Genomic DNA, 26349 nt, shown 5'->3' on the forward strand with positions numbered 1-26349 from the left:
TGTATTAGGCACGCCGCCAGCGTTCGTCCTGAGCCAGGATCAAACTCTCCATAAAGGGTAAACCTTTAGAAGAACCTTGAAGGCTCGTTCTGTACTGCTGGTTTGTCTCGCAAGAACCGAAGCTCTCGCTCGACTTTATTTCATTACGCTCGATGTTCAGTTTTCAAGGAACAAGTTTGTTTCGTTTTTGTCGTTCGCTTTTCAGCGGCGACCTTTATAATGTATCACATCGGGCAACCGCTTTGCAAGAAGTAATTTATTCCATCTACTCTCTCGCTCGTTTATGTTGCCGCTGCGCCTAACAGGCGCGGGATTTAATGTATCACATTCGGCTATGCATCGTCAATCGCTTTTTTGTCATTTCGCCTCACTTTACGACAAAAGAAGCTGCTGCATCCCATAAACAAGGCCGATTCCCGGCAAGCCAAGCACGGCAACAACCCCTACCGTAGCCGGATTGATCGGCATATACCATCCGGCCGCAAGTCCGGAGAAGTTAATCGCATAAATCGCTAACGCCGCTAACACAAGATGAGTCCCGAATCGGACGAACCAGCCTTTCGGCAGCTGCCTTCTTATCATTAGGAACATTAGCGAACCGGAAGAGAGGAGCAATAGAGCCAGCCATAAGCTTTTCATAGAACGGCCCTCTTTGCAATTCCGGCTTCATCCCCGGTTTCGCCCAACAACAGCTTGGCTTCGCGAAGCAGAATATCCAGCTTTTTCTCAGCGGCTTCCAGCGTATAAATGGCATGGTCGATCCGATCGAATTCCACTACGTTCTCGAACAGACTCTGAGCGATATCGCGTTCCTTGCGCGCCCGACGAATGTCTTCCTGCAAACGGAGCCTTGTTTCGTCCACGACTTCTTGCCTGCGCTTACGACCGATTCCCAGCATTGCCGCAGCCTCCTTCTCAACAAACCGTCCGCCTTCAGGCAGACAACCTGTTAATAGATATATGTCCGCGAGGGAGGGCTTAGAATCCGGGACACAGAGATCGAATGGGAGAATGAACGGAAACGTGCGCTTCGGGTGCCAACAAAGGAAAAGGGACCGATCCGGAAGTCAACCACCAATGACCTCCGGATCAGCCCCTACCCTAATTGAGCTCGCGCCGGCCTTCCAGCGCTTTGGACAGCGTAACCTCGTCCGCGTATTCCAAATCTCCGCCCACCGGCAGCCCGTGGGCGATTCTCGTGACCTTGATGCCGAAGGGCTTCACCAGGCGGGACAGGTACATCGCCGTCGCTTCCCCTTCGATATTCGGGTTCGTTGCGAGAATGAGCTCCTGAACCCGTTCGTCGCTAAGCCTCTGGAGCAGCTCGGCGATCCGGATATCCTCCGGCCCGACTCCGTCCATAGGCGATATCGCGCCATGCAGGACGTGGTATTGACCCGTAAACTCCCGGGTCCTCTCCATCGCGACGAGGTCTTTCGCCTCTTGAACGACGCAGATCACGGAATGGTCTCTCGTCTTATCGGAACAGATTCGGCAAGGATCCGTGTCCGTGATGTTGCAGCAGACCGAGCAGTAGGTCAGCTTTCTCTTCACGTTCACCAGCGCCTTGGCGAAATCAATCGTATCTTCTTCCTTCATCCTCAACACATGAAACGCCAGCCGAGCGGCCGTCTTCGGCCCGATCCCCGGCAGCCGCGAGAACGAATCGATAAGCTTGGCTATCGGTTCTGGATAGAACAAGGGCTTCAAACTCCTCTAATCTCATTCGGCCCACGCGCTCTTTGAGCAGCGCGTGGGCCGAATCGATTCTCGCATATTAGAACAAACCAGGAATCTTCAGTCCGCCAGTGAACTTGCCCATGTCGCTGTTGGCCAGCTCGTCGGCCTTGCCCAAAGCATCGTTGACGGCCGTCAGAACGAGATCCTGCAGCATCTCGACGTCTTCCGGATCGACCGCTTCCGGTTTGATGTTGATGCTAAGAACCTTCTTGTGGCCGTTGACTTGCACCGTCACGACCCCGCCGCCGGCGGAGCCTTCGATCGTCTTGGTGCCCAGCTCCTCCTGAGCCTTGAGCATCTGCTCCTGCATCTTCTTCACTTGCTTCATCATTTGATTCATGTTGTTCATGGGGTGTGGCCTCCTTATTCATCTCTTATGACTACCAATTCTTCTCCGAAAAGCTTATACGCTTCATCAACCAAAGGCTCGCTCGGCGGAGACGCGCCGTCCTCCGTCGCCAGCTGAAGCTCTTCCGGCTGGCCGGCTTGCGCCTGAGACCCTCCCGCCAACGCTTCCTGCCATTCCTTCTGCAGGGTGGTCGCCAGTTCCGTCGGATGACCCATGACGGCCGTGAGCGCCTTCTCGATCACCTGCTTGTTGGCAGGCTTCTCCGTGGTCTCCCGGTGAATCGAATTCCTAAACGCCACGAGAACGGTATCGTCGGCATAAGCGACGGGCTCGCCGTCGACAAGCCATGCATGAACCGTTACCCGTTCTTCCTTGACGCGGGCCAGCACCTGAGGCCATTTGCCCATCGCCTGCAACGCCAGCTGAGAGCCTCGGGAAGCGACGAACGGATCCAGCTTGATCCGCTGCCTCGCCGCCTTCGGAGCCGAACCGGCTCCGGAGGAGCCGCGTCCGCCCCAGCCGTTGCCGCCTCCCCGAACGGCGGAACCGCCGCCGGACCGACCTCCCGAAGACGAATCCCCCTCGGAAGGAATCGCAATGCCGGAACGCTGCAGCTCTTCCAGCTTACGCTCCAGAGCAGCGACCTGACGCTGGAGCTGCTGAACCTCCGCGCCTCCGCCGCCGGCCGTAGCGCGCGAAGCCGCCGCTCCGGATGACGAGCCGTCCGCAGAGTTCGAATCGGTACACAGCTTAAGCAGCGCGATCTCGAACATCGTCTGCGGATGAGCGGCGTACTTCATCTCCGACTGGTACCGATTCAACACATCAATAATAGCAAACAGTCGCTCTCTCGGGAATCCTTCGGCCATGCCTTTCAGCTCGGCCGGAGAAGCGACCCGGCCCGCGGAAGCCGACGCGGCCGGAGCCAGCTGCGCCAGAAGCAGGTCTCGGAAATAATGCATAAGCTGCTCCAAGCACTTATCCGCGCTCTTGCCGGCGCGCATCATCTCGTCGACTTCGGCGAGCACGGCCGAAGCGTTCGAATCGCGTACAGCCGCCGCCAGTCGGGAGAATTGCTCGGCAGGCAGGCCCCCCGTCGCTTCCGTCGCTCCCTGCAGGGTAACCCGTCCATCCGAGAAGGAAGAGATCTGGTCGAGCAGGCTAAGCGCGTCCCGCATTCCTCCGTCGGACAAGCGCGCTATATAAACAAGCGCTTCCTCCTCGGCTTCAATGCCTTCCTGGCGGCAAATCCCTTGCAGCCATTCCGCTTGCTCTTCCAACGACACCCTGCGGAACTCGAACCGCTGGCACCGGGAGATGATCGTCGGCGGCAGCCGGTGCGGCTCCGTCGTCGCCAGCATGAACATGACGTGCGCCGGCGGCTCCTCGAGCGTCTTGAGCAGCGCATTGAACGCTTCCGTCGTCAGCATGTGCACTTCGTCGATGATGTACACCTTGCGCCTGACTTCCGTCGGCGAATATTTGACTTTATCCCTTATATCGCGAATCTCTTCAACCCCGCGGTTGGAGGCCGCGTCAATCTCGACAACGTCCATGACGGCGCCTGCCGCGATTCTTCTGCAGGGCTCGCATTCGTTGCACGGCTCCGGAGTCGGGCCGCGTTCGCAGTTGACCGCCTTGGCCAGAAGCCGGGCCGCGCTCGTCTTCCCCGTTCCCCTCGGACCGCTGAACAGATAGGCGTGCGAGAGACGATCCTCTCGAATCGCGTTCTGCAGCGTCTGTACGATGTGCTGCTGGCCGACCATATCATGGAAAGTTTGCGGGCGCCAGGCCCGGTATAGCGCAATATGGGCCACTTTATCCGCTCCCGTCGTATCATGGCTTTCTAATCATTATACAACATCGAACGGAAGCGCTCCACCGAGTCCTGCCATCCGGCTATCCGATCGGGCCATGACCGGAATCGTAATCGTGAAGACGGATCCGTCCGGCCCGGTCGAAACCTGGATGCCTCCCCCCATCTCATGAACGATTCGGCGGCAGATGGACAAGCCGAGACCCGTTCCCTGTTCCTTCGTCGTAAAGAAGGGGTCGAAGATTCTCTCGAGATGGTCGCGGTCGATTCCCGGCCCCGTATCGATAATATCGACCGTTACCTCCGTCGCGGAAGCCGCTTCCCTTCTCTCCCGAATCGTAAGAACGCCCCCCGTCCCCATGGCCTCGATCGCGTTTTTGCCCAAATTCAAGAAAACCTGCTTCAGCATCTCCTTGTCCGCCAAGATGAGCGGCCCGTCCGGCCAAGACTCGTAGTGAAGCAAGACGCTGCGCATGACCGCTTCATTGCGGAGCATGGGAAGCATGTCCTTGATGATGCTGCCGATGCGAACCGGGCTCAGCTTCACTTCCTTCGGCTTGCTAAGCAGAAGAATATCGTTCACGAGGCTGTTGATTCTCTCCAACTCCGACATCACGATTTGCACAAAATCCTGTTCGCGGTGCATCTCCCGGTCGGATAAGGACTTGCTGAGCAGCTGCATGAACCCCTTGATGGCCGTAAGCGGATTCCGGATCTCGTGAGCCGTTCCGGCGGCAACCTCGCCGATCATCTTAAGCCGGTCGGAATGACGGATTTGCTCCTCCAATTGAATGACCTGCGTGACGTCGCGGAACATGACATTCGCCCCGATCACGCGCCCTCCGTTCCACAAGGGGCTTCCGTCGAGCAGCCATTCCCTTCGGTTCCGCCCGGATCCTATCGAATAGCTTCTCCCGCGAAAAGCGACTCCTTCCAGAAGATCGGCATCAATGGGAAAAGGCGCCTCGCCCGAGCCCCGAACCGCTTCCTCGAGCGTCAGGTTCAGCAATTCCATCCGATTCTTGCGCAGCATCCGGCAAATCACGGAAGAGGCTTCCGTAATCCGAAGCTTGGAGTCAAGCAGCAGCACCCCCGTATTCTCGTCTTCCAGAATGCTCTCCAGCAGCCTCTCCGTAATGCTCGCTTCGCGAATGTCCCCCTTCGCCTTCAACAGATCGTTGCTGTACGCGAGTCTGCGCCTATCGATATCGTCCGAGCCGCGCATGGTCCATAGTCACCTCCCAGTCTTCGCAATAAAAAGTCATGAAACGACAAAAAAACATCTCCGCGCAGTAGATAATCTACGCTGAGATGTTTTATCTGAAGTAGTTGAGGATTAAGGTTGCGCGATAATATTTAAAATCGATAAGGACCGTGCACCTGTCCCCGATCGTTGCCATCCAGCCGGACATGCTGGCCTTGCTCCTTCAGGGCTGCCCTTCAACACAAGAACGTGACCACTTACGGCTGCTTCCTTCCGGACCTGACCGGGTTCATGGGCGTCCCTTGCGAAGGACCCTGCTATCGACACAACGCCAAACACGCCGGAACCTGCGTGACAAGACCTCAAACAGGAATTCAACCTCGCTATAGCGGATTGCGAGTTACAGGGCACCGCTACCTCCCCGTCTAGCACGGCATGACCTAGTATAACGAATTCCGGTCGTTAACGCAACCGAAGGGAACGATTCCCTCTCCTTCGCTCCGTCGACGCCTTCCGTTTCCCGTCGTTATCTTGCCGAAGTGACGTGAATCGTATACCGCGGGAAGTTAAAGCGAAGGACCGAAGCCGCTTGACGCTCTACCGTCGCGACCTCTCTTTGCGCAACCCCGCGGTCGAGCTTGATCGTTACGTAAGCGTCCGCGCCGTTAAAGGTCACGCTGCTGCCCGCGACTCCGGGCACATCCCGAATGGACTGCTGGATGAGCCGAGCATCGTTTTTGTAGCTTAGCGCCATATGCCGGCCGGGGATGCGAGGATAGCTGTTCGTTCTGCCCAGATAGCCGTCGTTACCGTAATTTTGCGTCTTGATGCTGCTCGACCCGTTGGCGTTGTTGTTATTGTTGTTGGTGCAGCCGGCTTGAACGCCGATAATCGCGATCGACAGCGCCGCGGTTGCCGCAATCCGCCTTATGCTTCGGTGTGTAGACATGAAAAAAACCTCCCTTTATCCCGTAGGATGTTAAGGGAGGTCTATTTCTATACCGCACAATCTTATATGCCGTATTTTTTCTTGAACTTATCGATACGACCGCCGGCATCCAGGAACTTCTGTTTGCCCGTGAAGAACGGATGGCATGCCGAGCAAATTTCGACGCGGATGTTCGGACGAACCGAACCCGTTTCGAACGTATTGCCGCAAGCGCACGTTGCCGTCGTCACATGGTACTTCGGTTGAATGGCCTCTTTCAATGCGTTCACCTTCTTTCTGCCCTGGAACTCATGCGGAACCAGAGTATTAGACACATAAACGGATTATAGCACGACAAGCATCGGATTAACAACAGGCGGCCCGCGTTAATTTTTGTCTCGTTCCCCATCCCTCGGCCATATCGGCACGCATGGTTCAGCGCCCCGATTGCGTAACCGGCGGGATGTGCGTGTACGAGCCGATCACTACGTCCGGCAGCTCCTCGCGAAAGATCTCGAGCAGCGTCTTCATGCCGTAAATCTCGCCTTGCGCCTTCGGAATCAGATTCAGGTACGCTTCCGGATCGATGTTCAGGTTGCGCATCTGAATAAGCTTGAGCCCCGTTCGCCTCGCGAAGCCAATCATCGCTTCGATTTCTTCCTCCCGGTCCGTAACGCCGGGGAAGACGAGATAGTTGATCGAAGTGTAGACTCCTTTGTCGGTCGCATACTTCAGGGACTTCTCCACATTGGCGAGCGTGTAGCCGCGCGGACGGTAGTACGCATTGTAATGATCGTCCAGCGCGCTGATGGTGCTGACCCGCATCAAGTCGAGACCGGCGTCCACGATCGCGCGCATGTGGTCCGTAAGCCCGGCATTCGTGTTGATGTTGATATAGCCCATCGAAGTCTGGGCGCGTACCCGCTTGATCGCTTCCACGATCGTCTTAGCCTGCGTCGACGGCTCGCCTTCGCAGCCTTGCCCGAAGCTGATAATGGATTCGGGCGTGCGGAGATGCTCGAGCATGATCTCCGTCACTTCGTCCACCGTCGGCTTGAATTGAAGCCGCGTCTGCGGGGAGACGAAGCCGCTGTCCTCCGGCTGCTCGGAGATGCAGCCGAAGCAGCCCGCGTTGCAAGCGAAGCTCACCGGGACCCCGCCTTCCCAACGCTGCAGGAAAGTATTCGAAGAAGTCAGGCACTCGTAGCCGAGCGCGCAGTTGGACAAATGCCGGTACAGCCGATTGTCCGGGTACTTCTCCAACAGCCTCTCCACTCCGCGCCGAACTTCGCCGCGATCGCAATTCTCGGGGTTCCACTTCTCCGGGTTGTCCGTTTGGCCGGCCGCCACGTAGAAGCCGCCGTCTTTCCAGACGACAGCCGTGTACCCGAAGAGCGGAAACGCCTGCGACTTGTCCGTCTTCGAGTAGCCGGGCACGTAATAACGCGTATAGCCCTGCGGAAGCAGCGCTCCGACGGCGTGATAGTTGCCGGGCAGCGGAACCATCTTGCCGGTCTTCGGATCCATGCCGACGGCGCGCGTGTTCGGAAGCCCGACCAGGGTCGCGCCGGGAGGAAGCGGAATCAGGTCGTCCTCCAGAAGCTCGACGAGATCGTCCCCGCTCCGTCCCACCCCGTACAGCTCGGAATGATCGTATACATTATCCTTATCATCTGCGTAAACCAGATGCATCGTTCATTGCCCCTCTCTCTTGCCCGCCCGACGGATTACGTCGAGCTGTTCCGAGGCGCGCGCTTCGTGCCCGTACGCTTGGCCGGGGCCGCGCCGCCTTCGGAGGTCGTTCCCAAGGCCGCATCGGAGGTTGCCGCTTCCGTCTTGCCTTCCGCTTCCGCGGCCGCCGCCTTGCTCTTGGAACGGCTGCTTACGGCGCGCGTTTTCGTTCCGGCCGCCGGAGCGGCCGCGGTCGCCTCGGCCGCCGCGCCGCCTGCCGCTTCCGCAGCTGCCGCAGCCGCTTGCGCTCTCGAGCTTCTTGTCGTCGCGCTCTTGGAAGCTGCCGAGGACGAAGACGCGGAAGAACGCGAAGTCGAAGCGCGCGTCGTCTTCTTCGCGCCCGCAGCCGCCGGAGCCGCGGTCTCCGCGACAGGAGCCGCCGCTTCCGCGTTCGGCTGTGCCGCTGGCGCGGAAGCGGCCGGAGCCGGCGCTGCGGACGGCGCGGCGTTCGTTGCCGCCGGCGCGGACGCCGACGTAGATACGGACGCTGCCGGAGCCGCCTTCGCTTCGCCGCTCGCAGCCGAAGCGGATCGAGGAGCCGACGCGCGGCCTCCGATCACTTCGCCCGGAAGCTGCTGCACGCTAGGCGTTCTTGTCCTTGGAGCAGCGGCGGACGAAGAAGCCGCGCTCGCCGGCGAAGAGGCCGTGCCGCCGCTCGCGGAAGATGCCGGGCGAGATGCCGACGGCGCCGCAGACGAAACAGAAGGAGCGGAAGCAGCCGCCGAAGAACCGGAAGCAGCCGAAGAGTACGACGAAGGGTTCGCCCCCGATGCCGCGCTTCCCGTAGATCCCGCGCTAGAACCCGCGCTTACGCCCGCGCCCGTGCCGTTGGAGTAAGCGGAAGCACCCGGAGCGGTGGAGCCGCCCGTGCTCCCCACCCCCGAGGATGAAGGACGGGAGTACCCGTTCGAGGATGACGAATAGCCGTTCGACTGACGGGAGCCGTTATTGCCGCCATAGGAGCTCGAACCCTGGAAGCTGCCCGAGCCGGTGCGAGGACCGGAATTCGTACGCATTCCCATTCCCGTCGAGCCCGGTCTTGCGGATGCGTTCGGGTTGGAGTAGCCGCCCGAGCGACTGCGGTTCGCGATCGAAGAGGAGCCTGAGCCGACGCCGCCCGAAGTCGGCGAAGCCGATCCGCTGCCGATACTCGAAGAGCCCGATGCGCCCGATGCGGAAGAGCCACTTCCCGAATGGCCGGGCGCCGAGCCTTCCAGCGTGTCGAGGAATTCCAGATTCGTCTTCGTATTCGACAGCTTGCGCAGAAACTGGTCGACGAATTCAATCGAATCGTTCATCCCCTTGCGGATCGCCCAAACCTTATCCAACTCGTCCTTCGTGAGAAGCATCTCCTCGCGGCGAGTGCCGGATCGGCGGATGTCCAGGGCCGGGAAAATGCGGCGCTCCGCCAGCTTCCGGTCGAGATGCAGCTCCATGTTGCCCGTTCCCTTGAACTCTTCGTAGATGACGTCATCCATACGCGAGCCCGTCTCGATCAAGGCGGTCGCCAGGATGGTCAAGCTTCCGCCCTCCTCGACGTTCCGCGCCGCGCCGAAAAATCTCTTCGGACGATGGAAAGCGGCCGGATCGATACCGCCGGACAGCGTGCGTCCGGATGGAGGAATGACCAGGTTGTAGGCGCGCGCCAGACGAGTGATGCTGTCCAGCAGAATGACGACGTCCCGCTTGTGCTCGACAAGACGAAGAGCTCTCTCCAGCACGAGCTCCGCCACCTTGATATGATGCTCCGGAACCTCGTCGAACGTCGATGCGACCACTTCCCCTTGCACCGAACGCTGCATGTCCGTTACTTCTTCCGGCCGCTCGTCGATGAGCAGCACGAACAAGTCGATGTCCGGCCGGTTCGTCGAGATGCTGTTCGCGATCTCCTTAAGCAGCAAGGTTTTGCCCGCCTTCGGCGGAGCGACGATCAAACCGCGTTGGCCAAGGCCTACAGGCGCGAGCAAATCGATAATACGGGATGACAGTCGGGTGGGAGTCGTCTCCAGGACTAGCTTCTGTTCCGGGAATAGAGGGGTAAGTGCGGGAAAATGGAGGCGTTCGGCAGCCGCTTCCGGAGTCACTCCGTTAACGGCATTAACTTGCAGCAAGCCAAAGTAGCGCTCGCTTTCTTTGGGTGCCCGGCACTTGCCCGAGACAAGATCGCCGGTGCGTAGATCGAATTTGCGAATCTGCGATGCCGAGATATAAATATCCTCGGCGCTCGGCAAGTAATTGATCGGCCTGAGGAAGCCGTAGCCCTCCGGCAGGACCTCCAGCACGCCTTCCATGAACAACAGGCCGCTGCGTTCCGCTTGAGCTCGAAGGATGGCGACGATAAGCTCTTTTTTCTTCATCTGATTATAAGCGGCGACCTGATAGTTCCGGGCGAGCCTAGTCAGCTCGTTAAGCGACATGCCCTCCAGGTCCGCCATCATAAAATCCGTCAATAGTATCCCCACTTTTTGTCCGAATGGGGCGACCCGGCAGCCGGATCACCCTTCGCGCCACACCTCGGCGCCCAAATTGCTCAAATGCTCCACCAATCGTTCATACCCGCGATCGATGTATTCGACGCCGGTAATCTCCGTCGTGCCTTCCTCTACCGTCAGCGCGGCGACGGCAAGCGCGGCTCCGGCCCGCAGATCGGTGGCTCTTACCTTCGCCGCGTTCAGGCGGCTGCCTTCGATAATCGCGGATCGGCCCTCCACCCGGATGTTCGCTCCCATCCGGATCAGCTCCGGCACATGCTTAAAGCGGTTGCTGTAAACGTAATCCGACAGGATGCTGACCCCTCTGGCCTGCGTCAACAGGCTCGTCATCGGAGACTGAAGGTCGGTCGCGAAGCCGGGGTATACCAAAGCCTTGACGTCGACCGCCTCGTAATGAGGCTGCCCGATGACCCGAATGGCTTCGTCCATCTCGTAAACGTGAACGCCCATCTCTTGGAGCTTGGCCGTCAAAGCTTCCAGATGCTTAGGAATGATATTATCGATAAGGACATCGCCGCGAGTCGCCGCGGCGGCTAGCATATAAGTGCCTGCTTGAATACGGTCGGGAATGATGGAATGCCGGCAGCCATGCATGCTGCTGACGCCTTCGATGCGGATCGTTTCGGTTCCGGCGCCTTTGATCTTCGCTCCCATGGCATTGAGCAAGGTTGCCACGTCGATGATCTCCGGCTCCTTCGCCGCGTTCTCGATAATGGTAGAGCCCTTGGCCCGGGAGGCCGCGAGCATGATATTGATAGTGGCTCCGACGCTTACGACGTCCAGATATATTTTCGCCCCGCGCAATTCCTTGGCCTTGATGCGGATGGCGCCATGTTCGTTGCTTACGACCGCGCCCAGCGCTTCGAATCCCTTGATGTGCTGGTCGATCGGGCGGGGTTCGAAGTTGCAGCCCCCCGGCAAGCCGATCGTCGCTTCTCCGAAGCGCCCGAGCAGCGCTCCCATCAAATAATAGGATGCTCTAAGCATCTTCACTCGCCCATTCGGCATGGGCACCGATCTCATGTTGGAAGGATCGATCGACATGGAATCCGAATTCCAGACGACCTTGCCTCCCAGCTCCTCCAGCAATTCCGTATAAATGGCCACGTCGCTCAAATGCGGCAGGTTATCGATTCGTACTTCCGACTCCGCAAGTATTGCTGCGGGAAGCAGCGCGATCGCGCTGTTCTTGGCACCGCTGATGCCGACCGTACCGCGAAGAGGTCGGCCTCCGCGTATCATCAGTTTCTCCATGAATGCATGGTCCTCCTAGTCTGCTGCTCCCGTACCGGCCCGTGGCGCACGGTCGGCCGATACAATGAAGGAAAGGGAAAACGCGCACGACGTTTTCCCATATCAGAAGGCATACCTACTTCGCGAGCGGGGAACGAATCGTCGGAATGCGCTCGCGGTGTCGTAATTGCTTCTTTATGAATGATTGAATTAGGCATGGCAATGCTGCCGAACCGTCGAACCTTCTTGCTTCTTAGCCGTTCGGGCAGGAATCGGATACTTGCGAGGGTCTATAGCTTATGCATCTGTAAGCGAGGACTTCACGAATAGGTGCGCGCAAGCCGCAAGGTTCCTCTTGATGTCGCCACTCCCGCCTGCACCCGTTTCAATCGAACGACTTGTACACCGGATCATTATACCACAAAAAAACTTTTTATTGTAAACCTGCCGCGACGCCCGGTTCCTGCCTACGATCCGGACGCGAACTTCGAGCGGGATCCGCCTTCTCCGAGCTGCAGATTCACGGCCATCCTCATCTCGTCGATATCGAACGGCTTGGTGAAGTGCATGAGCGCCCCGAGATCGGTCGCTTCCTTGATCATGTCCAGCTCGCCGTAGGCGGTCATCATGATCACTTTGATCTCTTTGTTCATCTCTTTGATTTTCTTCAGGATCTCTAGTCCGTCCATCCCGGGAATCTTCATATCCAGCAGCACCAAATCAGGAGTATGATTGCGCACAATGTCCAAGGCCGTCCGTCCATTCGCCGCTTGGAAGGTTTCGTAGCCCTCCGTCGCGAACACTTCGAGCAGCAAGATCCGAATTCCGATCTGATCGTCTACAATCAGCAGCTTCTTTCTTCCCATTCGATGTAGCCTCCGTTTCTCCAATTCGGATATCTAACCCGTATTCGAGATACTAGCATGGAAATCCTTTATTTCGCTGGAAAAAAAGTAAAGAACGCCCCGGATATACCCAGAGCGTTCTCTACCGGCCGATCAACCTTCCGAATGAACCAGCGAAGCGCGAACGAACTCGCGGAACAGCGGCTGAGGACGGTTCGGTCTCGAGGTGAATTCCGGATGGAACTGAACCGCGAGGAACCACGGATGCTCCGGAAGCTCGACCATCTCGACCAATCGGCCGTCCGGGGACGTTCCCGAAATCCGAAGGCCCGCGGCTTCGATGCGATCCCTATATTCATTGTTAAACTCGTAACGATGGCGATGACGCTCATAGACGAGCTCTTCTCCGTAGCACTTGGCGGCCAAGCTGCCCGGCACTAGCTTGCATGGATACAAGCCGAGGCGCATCGTGCCTCCCAGGTCTTCGATATCCTTCTGCTCAGGCAGCAAGTCGATGACCGGGTAAGGCGTCGCCGGATGGATCTCCGAGCTGTTCGCCCCGTCCAGGCCGACCATGCTTCGGGCGTACTCGATTACCGCAACCTGCATGCCAAGGCAGATTCCGAAGAACGGAACCTCGCGTTCCCTGGCGTAACGGATCGCCGTGATTTTGCCCTCGATGCCCCGATCGCCGAACCCGCCCGGAACCAGAATCCCGTTCACGCCGCCGAGCAGCTCGTCCACGTTCTGAGGAGTGATATCCTCGGCGTTCACCCAGCGAATGTTCACTTCCGCGTCCGAATCGATGCCGGCATGGCCGAGCGATTCGACGATGCTCAGATAAGCGTCGTGCAGAGCGACATACTTGCCGACGATGGCGATCTCCGTCGTTTTGTTGAGGGACTTCACCTTGCGAACGAGCGCTTCCCACTCCGCCATATCCGGCGCGGGAGCCGCTTGCTTCAAGCCCAGATGGCGCACGACATAATCGTCGAGCCCTTGCTCGTTCAGCATCAGAGGCACTTCGTACAGCGTCGATGCGTCGCGGCATTCCACGACCGCGCCCGGGTCGATGTCGCAGAACAGGGCGATCTTGCGCTTCAGCTCCTCTGCCATCGGATGCTCGGTGCGGCAAACGATGACGTTAGGCTGAATCCCGATGCTGCGAAGCTCCTTCACGCTGTGCTGGGTCGGCTTCGTCTTCACTTCGCCGGCCGCCTTGATGAACGGGATAAGCGTAACATGAATGTACATGACGTTCTCGCGGCCGATGTCGGACTTGATCTGACGGATCGCCTCCAGGAACGGCAAGCTCTCGATATCGCCGACGGTTCCGCCGATTTCGGTGATAACGACGTCCGAGCCCGTCTCGCGCCCGGCGCGGAACACCCGATCCTTGATCTCGTTGGTAATGTGCGGAATAACCTGAACCGTACCGCCGAGGTATTCGCCACGGCGCTCTTTGCTGATTACGGTGGAATAGATCTTGCCCGTCGTCACGTTGCTGTTCTTGGACAGGTTGATGTCGATAAAGCGCTCGTAATGGCCCAGGTCCAGATCGGTCTCCGCGCCGTCGTCCGTCACGAACACTTCGCCGTGCTGATACGGGCTCATCGTACCCGGATCCACGTTAATATAAGGGTCGAACTTCTGAATCGTTACCTTCAGTCCCCGATTCTTGAGCAATCGGCCAAGAGAAGCGGCCGTGATTCCCTTCCCCAGCGACGATACGACGCCGCCCGTTACGAAAATGTATTTGGTCACTCTGTACGAAACCTCCCACCACATGCCTAAGGCATTATCTTTAGCGTACCCGCAATTCCAACAAACATGAAGCCATATTAGATCCGTTCAAGCTCTTCCATAATCAAGGAAACGAACTGCCCTACAAAACAAAAAAGTGTCACCCATATAAATGGGGGCACTTTTTTAACCTTAAAATGGTTTATGGAAAAGCATGCTCTTAAAGCCCAAGCATAAGTTTAACTTCTCGCACCCAAGGTGTCAAGCCTGTACGGGAGGTGCTATTTGTCGTCGTCTTCGTCGTCCGAATCGTCGAATTCGTCGTCTTCGAGCTCTTCCTCGTCGTCCGATTCCTCGTCCAGATCCTCTTCGATTTCGGCCTCTTCTTCCTCGTCGATAGCCACTTCCTCGTCGACTTCCGCGGCTTCTTCGCCCTCGTCGAAGATCTCTTCGCGATCCTCGTCGAACAGGTCGAAGCCCTCTTCGTCGGTCGTGAAGGTTTCTTCCTCGTCCTCGCCGTACAGATCGTCGTCGTCCAGATCGTCGTCGTCGTTGATGATCCGCGGACGCTTGCCGCTTCCGGCAACGGCGTCATCCGAACGCTCGACAGGGTACCAGCGCTTAAGGCCCCATACGTTGCTGCCGACGCATGCGAAGCGGCCGTCAATGTTGATCTCGGTATAAAGCTGGGCGATCACTTCGTCGATTTGCTCTTGAGTGAAGCCTCTCAGCTTGGCGATCTCCATCATGAGATCGCGATAATAGAACGGGGTATTCGATGCCTTGAGCACCTCGAAGGCGAGGTCTACCATCGGCATTTCCCGAATTTTCTCGGCGTCGAACTTCAGGACGTATTCCGCACTCACGTTACTGCTCATCCTCTCTTTATGTAAGCGTGAACCATCCGGATACGATTCCGGACGATCAGAAAGTCAATCTTGTAGGAAGCTGTGTCACCCTTTAGTTAAACGCATTTTCCGTGAAAATGCAAGCTCCGCCCCTTCCTCCCCATCCCGAAACAACGAAAAAACGAAGACGGGTCCGCAAGACGGCGCCTTCGTTTCTCGACTGTACCCCCTCGGCCTCTCCGGATGGAAGGACCGACGTGGCTAAGAGTCTCGCCGGAAACTCTCCCTTCATCCTATGAGCCAGCTTCGATTTTGACACTATTCTCCGCCCATTTCGAGTCGAATCAGGCCGTTCTCCCATACACTCGAGCGGACGGCCTCATAGTATAGGGAAGCACATTCGCCGGGAGGGATCACCGCATTGGACATGAGCGGCTTGCTGGAATGGCTTAAAGGCTCCCTCTCTTCCTCAGAAAATCGCGCCCGCAGAATCCTCCGCTTCCTTCAGCCCGAGGAGGAGCGCCGTTTCCTTCACGAATTGCGCGCGCAGCGCAAGCACAGTCAATCCCTCCAAGCCGTCCGTCGGCTAGGCATCATACGCGCGTATACTTGCTCGCTTCCGAGCTTCGAGCTTCCCAAGGCGTTCTCGAATTCGATCGTCTGGGAAGACGACGTGCAGGTAAGCACCCATGCTCTCCCTCAGGCGACCCGGGCGCGCCCCGCCACGGACAAGGGAATCCCTTGGGGAATTCGAAGGGTCCGCGCGCCGGAGGCGTGGGGATTGACGACCGGATATAAAGTGAAGGTGGGAGTCATCGATACCGGAGTCGACTTTCAGCACCCGGACCTCCGGCATTCGGTCGAGAGGGGCATCAACCTCCTTCAACGCATGCTGCCGCCTAACGACGACAACGGGCACGGGACCCATATCGCCGGGACGATCGCCGCGGCCAATCAGCTTCAGGGGATGATCGGAGTCTCGCCGAGAGCTTCCATATATCCCGTTAAGGCTTTCGATTATAACGGCACCGCTTACGTATCGGATATAATTCTGGGCATCGACTGGTGCGTCCGCAACCGGATGGACGTCGTGAATATGAGCTTCGGCATGCGGACCCGCAGCAAAGCGCTGTTGAACGCCGTAACGAACGCATACCGTTCCGGAGTGCTTATCGTCGCCTCCTCCGGCAACGACGGCAAGCGCGGCGAGATCGATTATCCCGCACGCTACCTCGGCACCGTGGCGGTCGGAGCGACGGACCGGGACGGCCGAATCGCGGAATTCACCAACCGCAGCAGCCGAATCGACGTCTACGCTCCCGGAGAGAAGATCGACTCCTGCTGGCTGCGGGGGGTTCGGCGGAACATGAGCGGAACGTCGATGGCCACCTCTCATGTCACCGGAGCCGTCGCTCTGCTCCTCGCCCATCGCCCGGGCCTTACTCCCGCGCAGGTGAAAAGGCTCCTTCGCCGATCGACAAGGCCGCTTCGCCATACCCGTTCTCCCCGCCCGAACGGGGAACTGGATATTATGAGGCTTCTCCGCAACGCGGATAAATTGAAGGACTGACTCTCGTCAGCCCTTCTTCTTTATGCCCGATTCGCGATTTAGGGGTTACATCTTCTCCGGGGCGGATACTCCGACCAGACGGAGGCCGTTCCCGAGCACGATCTTCAGCGCGGCCAGCAATTGCAGCCGTGCCTGGCTCTGCTCCGCATCCTCCGTGATGACGCGCTCCGCTCTGTAGTAACTGTGGAAAAGAGAGGCGAGCTCGTAAACGTAGCGGATCATATGATGGGGAGCATACCCTCTCGCCGCATCCGAGATCACGTCCGGCAGCTCTCCCATCTTGCGCAGCAGCTCGTATTCATGCTCCGCGGCAAGCTTGTCGAGCGGCGCGTCCGCAAGCGGAGCCAGCGCGATCCCTTGCTCCTCCGCCTGGCGGAAGATGCTGCAGATCCGTGCATACGCGTATTGGACGTAGAATACCGGGTTCTCGTTGGACGTCGACACCGCGAGATCCATGTCGAAGTCGAGATGGGAATCCATGCTGCGCATCGTGAAGAAGTACCGGATGGCGTCGACGCCGACTTCGTCCATCAGGTCCTCGATCGTCACGGCCTTGCCGGTCCGCTTGGACATCTTAACCTTCTCGCCGTTCTGGAACAGGCTGACCATCTGGGCGATGAGCACTTTAAGCTTCTCCGGGTCGTTGCCGAGCGAAGCCATCGCCGCCTTCATCCGCGGAATGTACCCGTGGTGATCCGCGCCCCAGATGTTGATCATCTGATCGTAGCCGCGGCCGTACTTATCCATATGATAGGCGATGTCCGGCGTCAGGTACGTATAGCTGCCGTCGTTCTTTACCAGAACGCGGTCCTTATCGTCCCCGTGCTTCGTCGTCTCGAGCCAGACGGCTCCGTCCTTCTCGTAGACGGCGCCTTGCGCCTTCAGCGCGTCCAGCGCGTTCACGACGAGCCCTTTCTCATAGAGGGAAGTCTCGCTGAACCAGACGTCGAAGCTCACGCCGAACCGGCCGAGGTCGCGCTTGATCTTGTCCAGCTCCTTCTCCAAGCCGTAGCTGCGGAAGTATTCGAATCTCTCCTCTTCGGGCAGCGAGAGCAGCTTGTCGCCTTCCTTCTCCGCCAGTTCCTTCGCGAAGCCGACGATATCTTCGCCGTGGTATCCGTCCTCCGGCATCTCCGCCTGCTGGCCGAGCGCCTGGCGGTAACGGGCTTCGATCGAACGCGCCAGGTTCGCCACCTGGTTGCCGGCGTCGTTGATGTAATATTCCCGGGTCACTTCGTAGCCGGCGAAGTCGAGAATGTTGGCGAGCGCGTCGCCGACTGCCGCTCCGCGAGCATGCCCCAAGTGCAGGCTGCCCGTCGGGTTCGCGCTGACGAACTCCAGCTGCACCTTGCGGCCTTCTCCGTCCCGCACGGCGCCGTAGCGATCCCCTCCGGAGAGCACCTCGCCGATAATCGGGTACAGATAACCCTTGTCGAGACGGAAGTTGATAAAGCCGGGGCCCGCGATCTCCGCCGATACGATCGACGCCTTCGCCCGGTCCAGCTTCTCCACGATTCCTTCCGCGATCTGGCGCGGGTTCTTCTTCGCCAGCTTCGTCAGCTGCATCGCCGCGTTCGTCGCCAGGTCTCCGTGCGACTTGTCCTTCGGCACTTCGATGACGAAGTCCGGAAGCTCCTCTCTCGATACGAAGCCGGCGGCCACCGCCGCGTCCCCGATCGCTTCCTTCACTTGCTTATACAGGCGTTCCAATGCATAATCGCTCATGTTTCTTTATCCTCCCATAGCATCAACCGCAAGTCGAAGCGGTCCGTCTTCTCATCATTAACCCACAACTCGTATTGCCATTCAATCGACAGCGGCAAGCCGCCTTCCTCCGCGGACTCCGCCGCCAGCTTCAAGGTCTCCATCTCCAGGCGAAGCCTTCCCGCGGGAGAGGAATACCAGCCCGCCGTGCGCTGGCCGAGCCGGAAGCTCTGTTCGGCCTTCACCTCTCCGTGCCGCAGGAGCGTCAGGCCGTTCTCCTCCCATTTGAAGGTCACCGAGCATCGGCCCCTGTCCGCATCACTCTCTTCGTATCTAATATAGTAAGAATTTTTCTTAGGATACAGAATTCCGCGATATTCGGCGACGCTGGCGCCTTCCGGCTGAAGGCTGCGCAATTCGATTCGTACTCGCCTCGGTTCCGAGCCGTTCATCGCATCGGTTCATCTCCTTCCTCTCCCGCTTCTTCGAGGCGCAAACCCCGGGATCCGCAAGCGGCACCCTCCGGAAGACAACAAAAAAATCCGTCTCCTTAAAGAGACGGATTGGATCCGCGGTGCCACTCTTCTGAATGTCGCTTGGACGGCAGAGCCCTCCTGCCCCGCGCGGCATTCTCTCGATCGGATAACGGCCTTGGCCGGATCCCCCTACTTCGGCCTATGCCGAGCTCAGGGAATCGACTCCCGGGTGCGCTTCCCTTAGGACGTCGTGCCGGCTTCCACCCTCCCGGCTCGCTGCAACGACCATTCGATAAGGTACTCTCCCGATCCACGTCGATGGGATATGTTAGCCTTCATTATAGGATAACCGCAGCCAAAAGAAAAGCCGGGATTTCGCCCGGCCTCCCGGCGATTCGCGAAGCTTGCGGTCCGAAAGCCGCGAACGCCGCCCGATCATCTCTGCCTGGTCTCCGTCAGCCGGAACTGCCCGACGAGCTGCTGCAGGAAGGACGTGATGCTCTCCACCGTGTTCGAGGTGCGGCTCACGCCCCGGATGTCGCCGGTCAGCTCCTGCAGCTTGGCTTCGACCTCGGTCGAGATCGCCCGGTTCTCCATGCTGACCGTCGCGATCTTCTCCATCAGCGCAACCACTTCGTCGACGACCTGCGTCTTCAGGGAGTCCTCGGCTTTCGCGGAACCGAGCGTCTCGGAGGCTACCGCCACGAGCTCCGTTCCTTCCGCGACGACCCGGGTCCCTTCCTCCATCGATCGATAGGCCTCCTGGGCATGGCCGTAGATTTTCTCCACGATCCCGTGAACCTCTTCCGTCGAGCTGCGCGTCATATCCGCCAGCTTGCGAATCTCGGAGGCGACGACCGCGAAGCCTTTGCCGTGCTCTCCGACTCTGGCCGCTTCGATAGAGGCGTTAAGCGCGAGCAGGTTCGTCTGCGCGGAGATCTCCCCGATGACCTGAAGCACGCCGCGAATCTCGTTCGCCGTATCCATGAAGACGCGGATCGTCTCGTTCGTCTCGGCGACCCGGACCGAGATGTGGGACATCTTGTCCCCGATGCGCTCGACTTCTCCTTGGGCGATGGCGATCTGCGCGGAGGCTTTCTCCTCCAGCGTAAGCAGCGTCTGGCGCATCTCGTCCGCGACATCCTTGGCGACGTCGATATCCTTCAGCTGTCTTCGAATGCTTCGGATCATATCGTGAACCCGGCTGCTCACTCTCTCGGTCGTGACCGCCGTCGCCGCCGTCGATTCGTTCAATCGATGCTGGCTGGACGAGACGTCGGAGGAAGCGGATTTGACTCTCAGCATGATGCCTTCGAGCGAGTCGATCATGTTGTTGATCCACTTCGCGAGGTCTCGGATCTCGTCGTTATCGAATTCCCCGGTATCGATCCGTTGGGTCAGATCTCCTTTGCCTTCCGCGTTAATGCGAATGAAGCGGTTCAGGCTGCGAAGCGGCTCCACGATTCTCTTATGGCTGCGCCTTTGCAGCAGGCCGACGGAAGCGATGCCGGAGACCAAGCTCAGGACGAGCGCGATCGCCGCCGTCCAGAACGGGGACAGCTCCTTGGCGGAGAAGTAGAGAACGGCCGCCGACGCGACGCCGAACAGGCTCCATTGCAGCAGCTGCGGACGCGCTTGCCGGATGGAGATGCTGCGGAGCCGATACACCTCTTCCAGGTCCCCCTCGCACATCATTCCCCAGACGTCGGGGCAATGCGGAAGCTGGAAGGTAACGCCCTTGCCTATTACGGGAATATGACGGTAGTCCGAGTAGCCGGGAAATTCGACGAACAGGTTGCTGCCGTTGCGGATCGTGTTCGCGACCCCCGGATGAAGCTCCCCGGTAGCCGGATCGGTGAACATGATCTCCAGCTCCGTGTGTTCCTTGACCGATACGATGCCCCAGTCCGTCGTTACGCCGTCCTTGAGGTTCTCGCCGTGAGTGAAGGTCCGGTCCTCGAAGCGGCTGCGCGACAGCGCCGTTCCGGGCGAGATGTGGACGTTCAGCGCGGGCTTCGCCATGAACAGGTAGTTGTCGCCGGAATCGGGATAGACGTGGCCGGATTCCCGTTGGATCAGGTCGCCGATGACGTCGTTCGGAACGCGGCCGCATAGAGTGCCGGCCTGCTCCCCGTTCGGGTCCGTCATCGGCAGCAGGAAGAGCAGGGTCATCTTGTCATGGAAGGAGGAGGAACGCGAGCCGATCTCCTTCGTCAGAGGATCGGGGTACGGCCCGAACAGGCAAGGACGCGGGTTTTTGCCCTCTCCCGCAACGTACTTGAGGCCCGGGTCCAGAACGGAATCTGCCCCGTAGCTTCTCCCTTTATGGGGGAGGTGCGTGGAATAGACCACCGAGCCTTCCCGGTTCAACATGAATAGCTCGGTGTAATCGGAACCGCGCGTATAGGTATCCCCGAACAGCTTATCCCAGACTTCCTTGTCGTCCGTCCCGTCCAGGGCGATCCCGCCGCCAACCGATTGCAGCTGGTCGCGGAGCCGCTCGAGCGAACGCCAATACTCGCTTGTCCAATCCTTCAGGATCTCCATGCGGGTCTCGGCGATCCCCTCGAAGATATCCTCGACGTCCCGTTTACTTGAAGCATTAAGACGATAAGACCACCATAACGGCAACCCTTTCTTCCATCCCAACCAGTCAAACATGGCGCTCCCCCTTACCATTCTGTTATCTATGTTGTCAGCTATTGTATCACAAGAAATAGTAGTTTTGTCGCATAAAAATGAAAAAAATGGAGTTTTCGCTGATTTTCGTTTGCGAATGCGCCTTATTTTGGTATTATTTTGCAATTTATTCTCGTTTTCACGAGAAAAAACCGAACATTGATTTTCCACCCGCACCTATTCGCTTGAATAGTTGCACCTTTAGGCACAGAAAACCTAACATGGCTCTCGGGGGATATTTCGTTCAATAGTCCCTATTAAATCGCCCGCAATCCTTATCAAGCCGAACCCTAGCCGCATGAAAAAGCCCCGTCTCGCCATGACAAAAGGGCGATACCGGAGCTTAGGATGGGCTTAAGATCGGTTTACTTCGTAAGATCCTCGACGAATTTAGGCAGCGCGAACGCGGCGTGGTGCAAGCGGGGAGTGTAATACTTCGTGTCCAGCTCGGCGATGTCCTCGGTCTTCACGTTCAGCGGGTCGTGCTTTTTGCTGCCCATCGTGAACGTCCAGAGGCCGCTCGGGTAGGTCGGAATGTTCGCCGCGTACACGCGGACGATCGGGAACACTTCCTTGACGTCCCGGTTCACGCTCCGGATCAGGTCGGCCTTGAACCAAGGATTGTCGGTCTGCGCGACGAACAGGCCGTCTTCCTTCAGCGATTCGTAGATGCCTTGATAGAAGCCGCGGGTAAACAGCTGAACCGCGGGACCTACCGGCTCGGTCGTATCGGCAAGAATGACGTCGTACGTATTCTTATGGTCGTGAATGTGCTTAAAGCCGTCGTCCACTTGCACCGAAACGCGCGGATCCTCGAGCTTGCCCGCGATGGTAGGAAGGTATTGCTTCGAATATTCGATCACCTTGCCGTCGATGTCGACGAGAACGGCCTTCTTGACTTTAGGATGCTTCAACACTTCCCGTATGACTCCGCCGTCTCCGCCGCCGACGACGAGAACGTTCTCCGGATTCGGGTGAGTGAACAGGGCCGGATGGGTCACCATCTCATGATAGACGAACTCGTCTCTGACCGTCGTCATGACCATGCCGTCGAGCACGAGCATCGTGCCCCACTCATCCGTTTCGATCATCGCGAGCTCTTGGAAATCGGTTTGTTCATGAACGTATGTCTGTTTGATTTTGGCGGTGATGCCGAAGGTCTCGGTTTGCTTCTCCATATACCACAGTTCCATCGAGGACATGAATGTAAACCTTCTTTCTTAGTCAATTGTCTCCGCCCCCGATGGGCGGAACCGGATTCGCGCCTGGTACATGAGTCAAGTTGTATTATATGGAATCGTGCGCAAATTGCAACTTAAGCGGAATCGGAACAATCGGGATCCTCCCGCCGGGGAATAAGCGGAGCTCCGCTCTTCCATAATAAGGGGTGTAAGTAAATGCCTTGTTAATCGGAGGAAAAGGAGGAGTCAACCTTGAGCGACACGCGCACCGAAACGGAACCCTTCCACCCCCTGCAGCCGCATTTGAACGAGGAGAACGACGTCATGTCCCGGGAAATGACAGGAACCGACGTCAAGCGAAGCCCGTCCGGCCGCGGAAGCCGATGGCTATGGCTGCTCGCCACCGCCTTCTCGCTGTTCGTCCTCGCCGCCGCCTCCTTAGCCGCCTTCATACAGTTTGTCCCGTTGCCGGTCGCCTCGATTCCCCAATCGACGACCATTCTCGACTCGGAGGGCCGCGTGCTCGCCGCCCTGCAGGGAGGCGTGAACCGCAGAACGGTAGCGCTGCGCCAGATATCCCCCTGGCTGATCAAGGCGACGATCGCCGCGGAAGACCGCCGGTTCTACGAGCATTCCGGACTTGACGTCCGCGGCTTGATGCGAGCCGCTTGGGTGGACGTTCGGCATCTGTCGAAGGAGCAGGGAGCAAGCACCTTGACGCAGCAGCTCGCCCGCAATCTCTATCTCTCTCACGAACGAACCTGGAGCCGCAAGCTGAAGGAAGCCTGGTACGCCGCCAAGCTCGAACAGCGATTCTCGAAGGACGAGATTCTGGAGATGTACCTCAACCAGATCTATTACGGCCACGGAGCCTACGGGGCGGAAGCGGCCTCGCTCCTCTACTTCGGCAAGCATGCCGGCGAGCTTAACCTGGCGGAGAGCGCGATGCTCGCCGGCATCCCGAAGGGGCCGCGCTACTACTCTCCGCACCTGCACTACGGGCAGGCCAAAGCCCGGCAGGCGACCGTCCTGCAGGCGATGCAGGAGACCCGCTCCATCGGGGCAGCGCTCGCGGCAAAGACCAAGCGCGAGGAGGTGTTCATCCAGCCTCTTCCGAAGAGCAAGGGGCAGCTCGCTCCTTACTTCGTCGACTATGTGAGGAAGCTCGCGTCGCAATACCTCGGAACCGACGAGAAGCTTCTGAGCGAGGGCGGGCTGCAGATCACGACTACGCTGGACAGCCGGATGCAGAAGGCGGCGGAGGACGCCATCGCCAAGCAGCTGCCGGAGAACGGCGAGCTTCAAGCGGCGCTCGTGTCGATCGACCCCTCGACCGGCTACATCAAGGCGATGGTCGGGGGACGGGATTACGACAAGAACCAGTTCAACCGCGTCTTCGCCAAGACGCGCCAGCCCGGTTCCTCCTTCAAGCCCATCCTGTACGCGACGGCGCTGGACGAGAGGACGGTCACGGCGACGACCCGCTTCCGCAGCGAGCCGACTCTGTTCTATTACGACGATTACCGGAAAATTTATCGCCCGAGCAACTACAACGACCGTTACTTCAACGGGGAGATCGGCCTGCGGCAGGCCATCCGCTCGTCGGACAATATCTATGCGGTCAACACCATCATGCAGGTCGGCCCCGAAGAAGTCATCCGCATGGCCCGCAGGCTGGGCGTCACTTCCCGGTTGGACGCCGTCCCTTCCCTGGCTCTCGGCACGTTCCCCGTCAGCCCGTTCGAGATGGCATCCGCATACTCCGCGTTCGCGGGAGGAGGCAGCCGTACGGAACCGGTCGCCATCCTTCGCATCGCGGATCGTAACGGTCGCGTCCTGTTCTCGGCGAAGCCGCGCAAGGAGCAGGTCGTCTCTCCGGCTCTCGCCTACGTGCTGACCGATCTGATGAGAAGCGTCTTCGACACCGGCGGGACCGCGCACCGCATCTCGCACCTGCTGACCCGTCCCGTCGCGGGCAAGTCGGGCACGACGCCGTCGGACGCCTGGTTCGTCGGCTATACGCCGGAGCTGGCCACCTCCGTCTGGGTCGGTTATGACCGGGGGAGAACCATCACCCAGAGCGAAGCCCACCGCGCCGCCCCTATCTTCGCCGACTTCACGGAGCGCGCGCTGGCGAACGTCGTCCCTCACCCCTTCCCGGAGCCGGAGGGGGTCGTCAGGACCTACATCGATTCGGCGACGGGTTTGCTGGCAACGGCCGACTGCCCCAAGCATCGGGTGCTGGAGTCGTTCCTTGCCGGCACGGAGCCGACGGAGAGCTGCGCTCCCGCCGGAGAATCGCAGCCGGAGAAGACCGAAGGCGGCTCCTCGTGGTGGAACAAGCTCCGACGCTGGTGGAAATCTTAGTCCGTTCGCGCAAGAAGGCCCATGCGGTTGCCGATTGGCAACCCATGGGCCTTCATCGCTTTTCCTAGCTTCATTTAAGCCAGCAGATCCTTCAGCTCTTGAGGGGAGCGGTCCCACCATTCCCGGTTGTGCTCCTGCAGAAGCTTGGAGAGCGCTGCCTTCTCCTCCGGGCCGATGTTCTCCAAGAGGAATTTGCGCTTGATCGCGCGATCCAGCCGATTCACGTGGTCGGCGAGAATCTTCCAGCCCCGGCGCGCTTCCGTATCGATCAGCATCTCGCAGGACGCCGCGCCTCCGTAGAAGCTTCCTTCCTCGTCGCGGTCCACCGCGACCCAGACGATCCAGGCTTGGCGTCCGTTCGGAACGTCCTCCTTGTTCGGAGAGAACTTGATGCCCCGCTCGATCTTGCTCTTCGCGTGCATCGCCCCGACATCGATGTAAGCCTCTCCCTGATCGATAATGATGCAGGCGACTTGGCTGAGATCGATGCTTCCCGCGCCGAAGCCTTTATGCTGTTTATTGCTAACGACGTTAAGAGAAAGCTTCTTCTTCTCCGGCGCCGGTTGCTGTTGCTCGTTATCCATTCGTTCCAACCTCCATTCTCGCTCTCCTCATTCTAACGAAAAATAATCGGAAAAGCGATGATTTGGAGTCAACTTGTCTGCCTTGACAGCGGGGAACCGATCCTCTACAATTTGATTCATCAACCGTTCAACGAAATGCGAGGTGATTCGAATGGGCGGAGGACGCCGCTCCGAACGTAATCTGCGCCATGAACAAGCGGCGGAGACCCGCGAGAAGCTTCTTGCGACCGCGAAGACGCTGTTCGCCCAGAAGGGCTATCACGGCACGCCCGTCCGCGCGATCAACCGGGAGATCGGCATGGCGGACGGCATCCTATACCATTACTTCCCCGGCGGCAAGCGCGAGATGCTGACCGTCATGCTGCACGAGACCTTCGATAAGCTGGGAGATATGATCCGGGAAGTCAACGACGAGATAGAGAAATTGCCGTTAAAGGAAGCCTTGGAAGTGATCTCGAACCGGGTGCTGAAGTTGTTCCTTGACGACGAGAACATCATGCGCATTCTTTTCCGGGAGCATGACGTGCTGGATATCGAAGGCACCGACTTGCTGTCGAAAGTGATCGCGGAGAGGCACGCCTGGTTCGCCTCCATGCTGGAGAGAAGGCATGAACGCGGAGAAATCCGCAAGATGGACTTTCTGTTCGCGGCCAAGCAATTCATCTCGATGAACCTGCTATACGTCATCAGCTCCGTTATCGGAATCAACTTCACCGGAACGGACAACCGCGAGGATTATCGCAGGAGAGTTATCGAGCATACAGTGAATCTGTGGAAGAATCCCTGAATCCGTTCAGGGACCTTTTTACGGCATTAAATTCACCGTACGTTCAATCAATTAAATGGATAGGCGGCCCGT

The 26349-nt window shown here is 58.6% G+C and carries 21 protein-coding genes, 1 other RNA gene, 1 pseudogene and 1 other annotated feature; of the genes and pseudogenes, 3 read left to right on the top strand and 20 right to left on the bottom strand.

Going from position 1 to position 26349, the window contains the following annotated elements:
• Window positions 1–372 precede the first annotated feature (372 nt).
• The 15 genes and pseudogenes from H7B67_RS02335 to rpoE form a co-directional block, all read right to left on the bottom strand.
• Window positions 373–639: a pro-sigmaK processing inhibitor BofA family protein gene (locus tag H7B67_RS02335; RefSeq protein ID WP_185118195.1), complete on the bottom strand. Its 267-nt coding sequence runs from the start codon at window positions 637–639 to the stop codon at window positions 373–375.
• Window positions 636–899 carry a DUF2508 family protein gene (locus H7B67_RS02340; protein WP_185118196.1) on the bottom strand — a complete coding sequence of 88 codons (264 nt, stop codon included), beginning with the start codon at window positions 897–899 and terminating at the stop codon, window positions 636–638. The genes H7B67_RS02335 and H7B67_RS02340 overlap by 4 nt, the downstream gene beginning before the upstream one ends.
• 202 nt (window positions 900–1101) lie before the next feature.
• A complete protein-coding gene (recR, locus tag H7B67_RS02345) occupies window positions 1102–1701 on the bottom strand; it encodes a recombination mediator RecR (protein ID WP_185118197.1) in 600 nt (199 codons plus the stop codon).
• Between the two features lie 76 nt (window positions 1702–1777).
• Complete coding sequence (locus tag H7B67_RS02350; protein WP_185118198.1) at window positions 1778–2089, bottom strand: YbaB/EbfC family nucleoid-associated protein; 312 nt, start codon at window positions 2087–2089, stop codon at window positions 1778–1780.
• A gap of 14 nt (window positions 2090–2103) precedes the next feature.
• Window positions 2104–3906, bottom strand: a complete 1803-nt coding sequence (dnaX, locus tag H7B67_RS02355; RefSeq protein WP_185118199.1) for a DNA polymerase III subunit gamma/tau — start codon at window positions 3904–3906, stop codon at window positions 2104–2106.
• A 36-nt stretch (window positions 3907–3942) separates the two neighbouring features.
• Window positions 3943–5130, bottom strand: a complete 1188-nt coding sequence (locus H7B67_RS02360; protein ID WP_185118200.1) for a two-component system sensor histidine kinase NtrB — start codon at window positions 5128–5130, stop codon at window positions 3943–3945.
• Between the two features lie 147 nt (window positions 5131–5277).
• Window positions 5278–5543: signal recognition particle sRNA large type (gene ffs / locus H7B67_RS02365), an RNA gene on the bottom strand.
• A gap of 92 nt (window positions 5544–5635) precedes the next feature.
• Window positions 5636–6058, bottom strand: a complete 423-nt coding sequence (locus H7B67_RS02370) for a YhcN/YlaJ family sporulation lipoprotein (protein ID WP_185118201.1) — start codon at window positions 6056–6058, stop codon at window positions 5636–5638.
• 62 nt (window positions 6059–6120) lie between these two features.
• On the bottom strand, window positions 6121–6318 hold the full coding sequence (gene rpmE, locus H7B67_RS02375; RefSeq protein ID WP_185118505.1) for a 50S ribosomal protein L31: 198 nt from the start codon (window positions 6316–6318) through the stop codon (window positions 6121–6123).
• Between the two features lie 154 nt (window positions 6319–6472).
• Window positions 6473–7729 (bottom strand): radical SAM family protein, encoded by a 1257-nt coding sequence (locus H7B67_RS02380; RefSeq protein WP_185118202.1) that lies wholly within the window; start codon window positions 7727–7729, stop codon window positions 6473–6475.
• A 1157-nt stretch (window positions 7730–8886) separates the two neighbouring features.
• Window positions 8887–10206: pseudogene (rho, locus tag H7B67_RS02385) on the bottom strand (transcription termination factor Rho); the annotation flags it as partial.
• Between the two features lie 57 nt (window positions 10207–10263).
• Window positions 10264–11514, bottom strand: a complete 1251-nt coding sequence (locus H7B67_RS02390) for a UDP-N-acetylglucosamine 1-carboxyvinyltransferase (protein WP_185118203.1) — start codon at window positions 11512–11514, stop codon at window positions 10264–10266.
• A 446-nt stretch (window positions 11515–11960) separates the two neighbouring features.
• On the bottom strand, window positions 11961–12359 hold the full coding sequence (locus H7B67_RS02395) for a response regulator (RefSeq protein ID WP_185118204.1): 399 nt from the start codon (window positions 12357–12359) through the stop codon (window positions 11961–11963).
• A 132-nt stretch (window positions 12360–12491) separates the two neighbouring features.
• A complete protein-coding gene (pyrG, locus tag H7B67_RS02400; RefSeq protein WP_185118205.1) occupies window positions 12492–14102 on the bottom strand; it encodes a CTP synthase in 1611 nt (536 codons plus the stop codon).
• A gap of 260 nt (window positions 14103–14362) precedes the next feature.
• Window positions 14363–14947, bottom strand: coding sequence for a DNA-directed RNA polymerase subunit delta (gene rpoE, locus H7B67_RS02405; RefSeq protein WP_185118206.1), 585 nt, complete (start codon window positions 14945–14947; stop codon window positions 14363–14365).
• 403 nt (window positions 14948–15350) lie between these two features.
• Here rpoE and H7B67_RS02410 point away from each other — a divergent pair, with 403 nt between their 5' ends.
• Complete coding sequence (locus tag H7B67_RS02410) at window positions 15351–16499, top strand: S8 family peptidase (protein ID WP_185118207.1); 1149 nt, start codon at window positions 15351–15353, stop codon at window positions 16497–16499.
• Between the two features lie 45 nt (window positions 16500–16544).
• Here H7B67_RS02410 and argS read toward each other — a convergent pair whose 3' ends face one another.
• From argS to speE, 4 genes are all read right to left on the bottom strand, one after another.
• Window positions 16545–18224, bottom strand: a complete 1680-nt coding sequence (gene argS, locus H7B67_RS02415) for an arginine--tRNA ligase (protein ID WP_185118208.1) — start codon at window positions 18222–18224, stop codon at window positions 16545–16547.
• Window positions 18221–18655, bottom strand: a complete 435-nt coding sequence (locus H7B67_RS02420) for a YwiB family protein (protein ID WP_185118209.1) — start codon at window positions 18653–18655, stop codon at window positions 18221–18223. Before H7B67_RS02420 ends, argS begins: the two co-directional genes overlap by 4 nt.
• Window positions 18656–18754: 99 nt before the next feature.
• Window positions 18755–19001 (bottom strand) — a binding site (T-box leader).
• Window positions 19002–19114: 113 nt separating this feature from the next.
• The gene (locus H7B67_RS02425) at window positions 19115–21340 is read right to left on the bottom strand and encodes a methyl-accepting chemotaxis protein (RefSeq protein ID WP_185118210.1); all 2226 of its coding nucleotides are present in this window, start codon (window positions 21338–21340) and stop codon (window positions 19115–19117) included.
• Window positions 21341–21723: 383 nt separating this feature from the next.
• Window positions 21724–22551 carry a polyamine aminopropyltransferase gene (gene speE / locus H7B67_RS02430; protein WP_185118506.1) on the bottom strand — a complete coding sequence of 276 codons (828 nt, stop codon included), beginning with the start codon at window positions 22549–22551 and terminating at the stop codon, window positions 21724–21726.
• A gap of 324 nt (window positions 22552–22875) precedes the next feature.
• Here speE and H7B67_RS02435 point away from each other — a divergent pair, with 324 nt between their 5' ends.
• Window positions 22876–24906, top strand: coding sequence for a transglycosylase domain-containing protein (locus tag H7B67_RS02435; protein ID WP_425489405.1), 2031 nt, complete (start codon window positions 22876–22878; stop codon window positions 24904–24906).
• Between the two features lie 74 nt (window positions 24907–24980).
• Here H7B67_RS02435 and H7B67_RS02440 read toward each other — a convergent pair whose 3' ends face one another.
• The gene (locus tag H7B67_RS02440; RefSeq protein ID WP_185118211.1) at window positions 24981–25490 is read right to left on the bottom strand and encodes a YwhD family protein; all 510 of its coding nucleotides are present in this window, start codon (window positions 25488–25490) and stop codon (window positions 24981–24983) included.
• Window positions 25491–25641: 151 nt separating this feature from the next.
• On the opposite strand from H7B67_RS02440, the gene H7B67_RS02445 reads away from it, so the two are divergent.
• Window positions 25642–26277, top strand: a complete 636-nt coding sequence (locus tag H7B67_RS02445) for a TetR/AcrR family transcriptional regulator (RefSeq protein ID WP_185118212.1) — start codon at window positions 25642–25644, stop codon at window positions 26275–26277.
• Window positions 26278–26349 lie beyond the last annotated feature (72 nt).

The organism is Cohnella thailandensis (assembly GCF_014212135.1).
GTDB lineage: Bacteria > Bacillota > Bacilli > Paenibacillales > Paenibacillaceae > Cohnella > Cohnella thailandensis.

Coding starts and splice junctions, on each gene's coding strand:
- H7B67_RS02335 (WP_185118195.1), bottom strand. CDS start 639: ATGAAAAGCTTATGGCTGGCTCTATTGCTCCTCTCTTCCGGTTCGCTA.
- H7B67_RS02350 (WP_185118198.1), bottom strand. CDS start 2,089: ATGAACAACATGAATCAAATGATGAAGCAAGTGAAGAAGATGCAGGAG.
- H7B67_RS02390 (WP_185118203.1), bottom strand. CDS start 11,514: ATGGAGAAACTGATGATACGCGGAGGCCGACCTCTTCGCGGTACGGTC.
- H7B67_RS02360 (WP_185118200.1), bottom strand. CDS start 5,130: ATGCGCGGCTCGGACGATATCGATAGGCGCAGACTCGCGTACAGCAAC.
- H7B67_RS02435 (WP_425489405.1), top strand. CDS start 22,876: ATGACAGGAACCGACGTCAAGCGAAGCCCGTCCGGCCGCGGAAGCCGA.
- H7B67_RS02370 (WP_185118201.1), bottom strand. CDS start 6,058: ATGTCTACACACCGAAGCATAAGGCGGATTGCGGCAACCGCGGCGCTG.
- H7B67_RS02440 (WP_185118211.1), bottom strand. CDS start 25,490: ATGGATAACGAGCAACAGCAACCGGCGCCGGAGAAGAAGAAGCTTTCT.
- speE (WP_185118506.1), bottom strand. CDS start 22,551: ATGGAACTGTGGTATATGGAGAAGCAAACCGAGACCTTCGGCATCACC.
- H7B67_RS02380 (WP_185118202.1), bottom strand. CDS start 7,729: ATGCATCTGGTTTACGCAGATGATAAGGATAATGTATACGATCATTCC.
- H7B67_RS02340 (WP_185118196.1), bottom strand. CDS start 899: ATGCTGGGAATCGGTCGTAAGCGCAGGCAAGAAGTCGTGGACGAAACA.
- argS (WP_185118208.1), bottom strand. CDS start 18,224: ATGAGCGATTATGCATTGGAACGCCTGTATAAGCAAGTGAAGGAAGCG.
- H7B67_RS02445 (WP_185118212.1), top strand. CDS start 25,642: ATGGGCGGAGGACGCCGCTCCGAACGTAATCTGCGCCATGAACAAGCG.
- H7B67_RS02395 (WP_185118204.1), bottom strand. CDS start 12,359: ATGGGAAGAAAGAAGCTGCTGATTGTAGACGATCAGATCGGAATTCGG.
- H7B67_RS02420 (WP_185118209.1), bottom strand. CDS start 18,655: ATGAACGGCTCGGAACCGAGGCGAGTACGAATCGAATTGCGCAGCCTT.
- H7B67_RS02425 (WP_185118210.1), bottom strand. CDS start 21,340: ATGTTTGACTGGTTGGGATGGAAGAAAGGGTTGCCGTTATGGTGGTCT.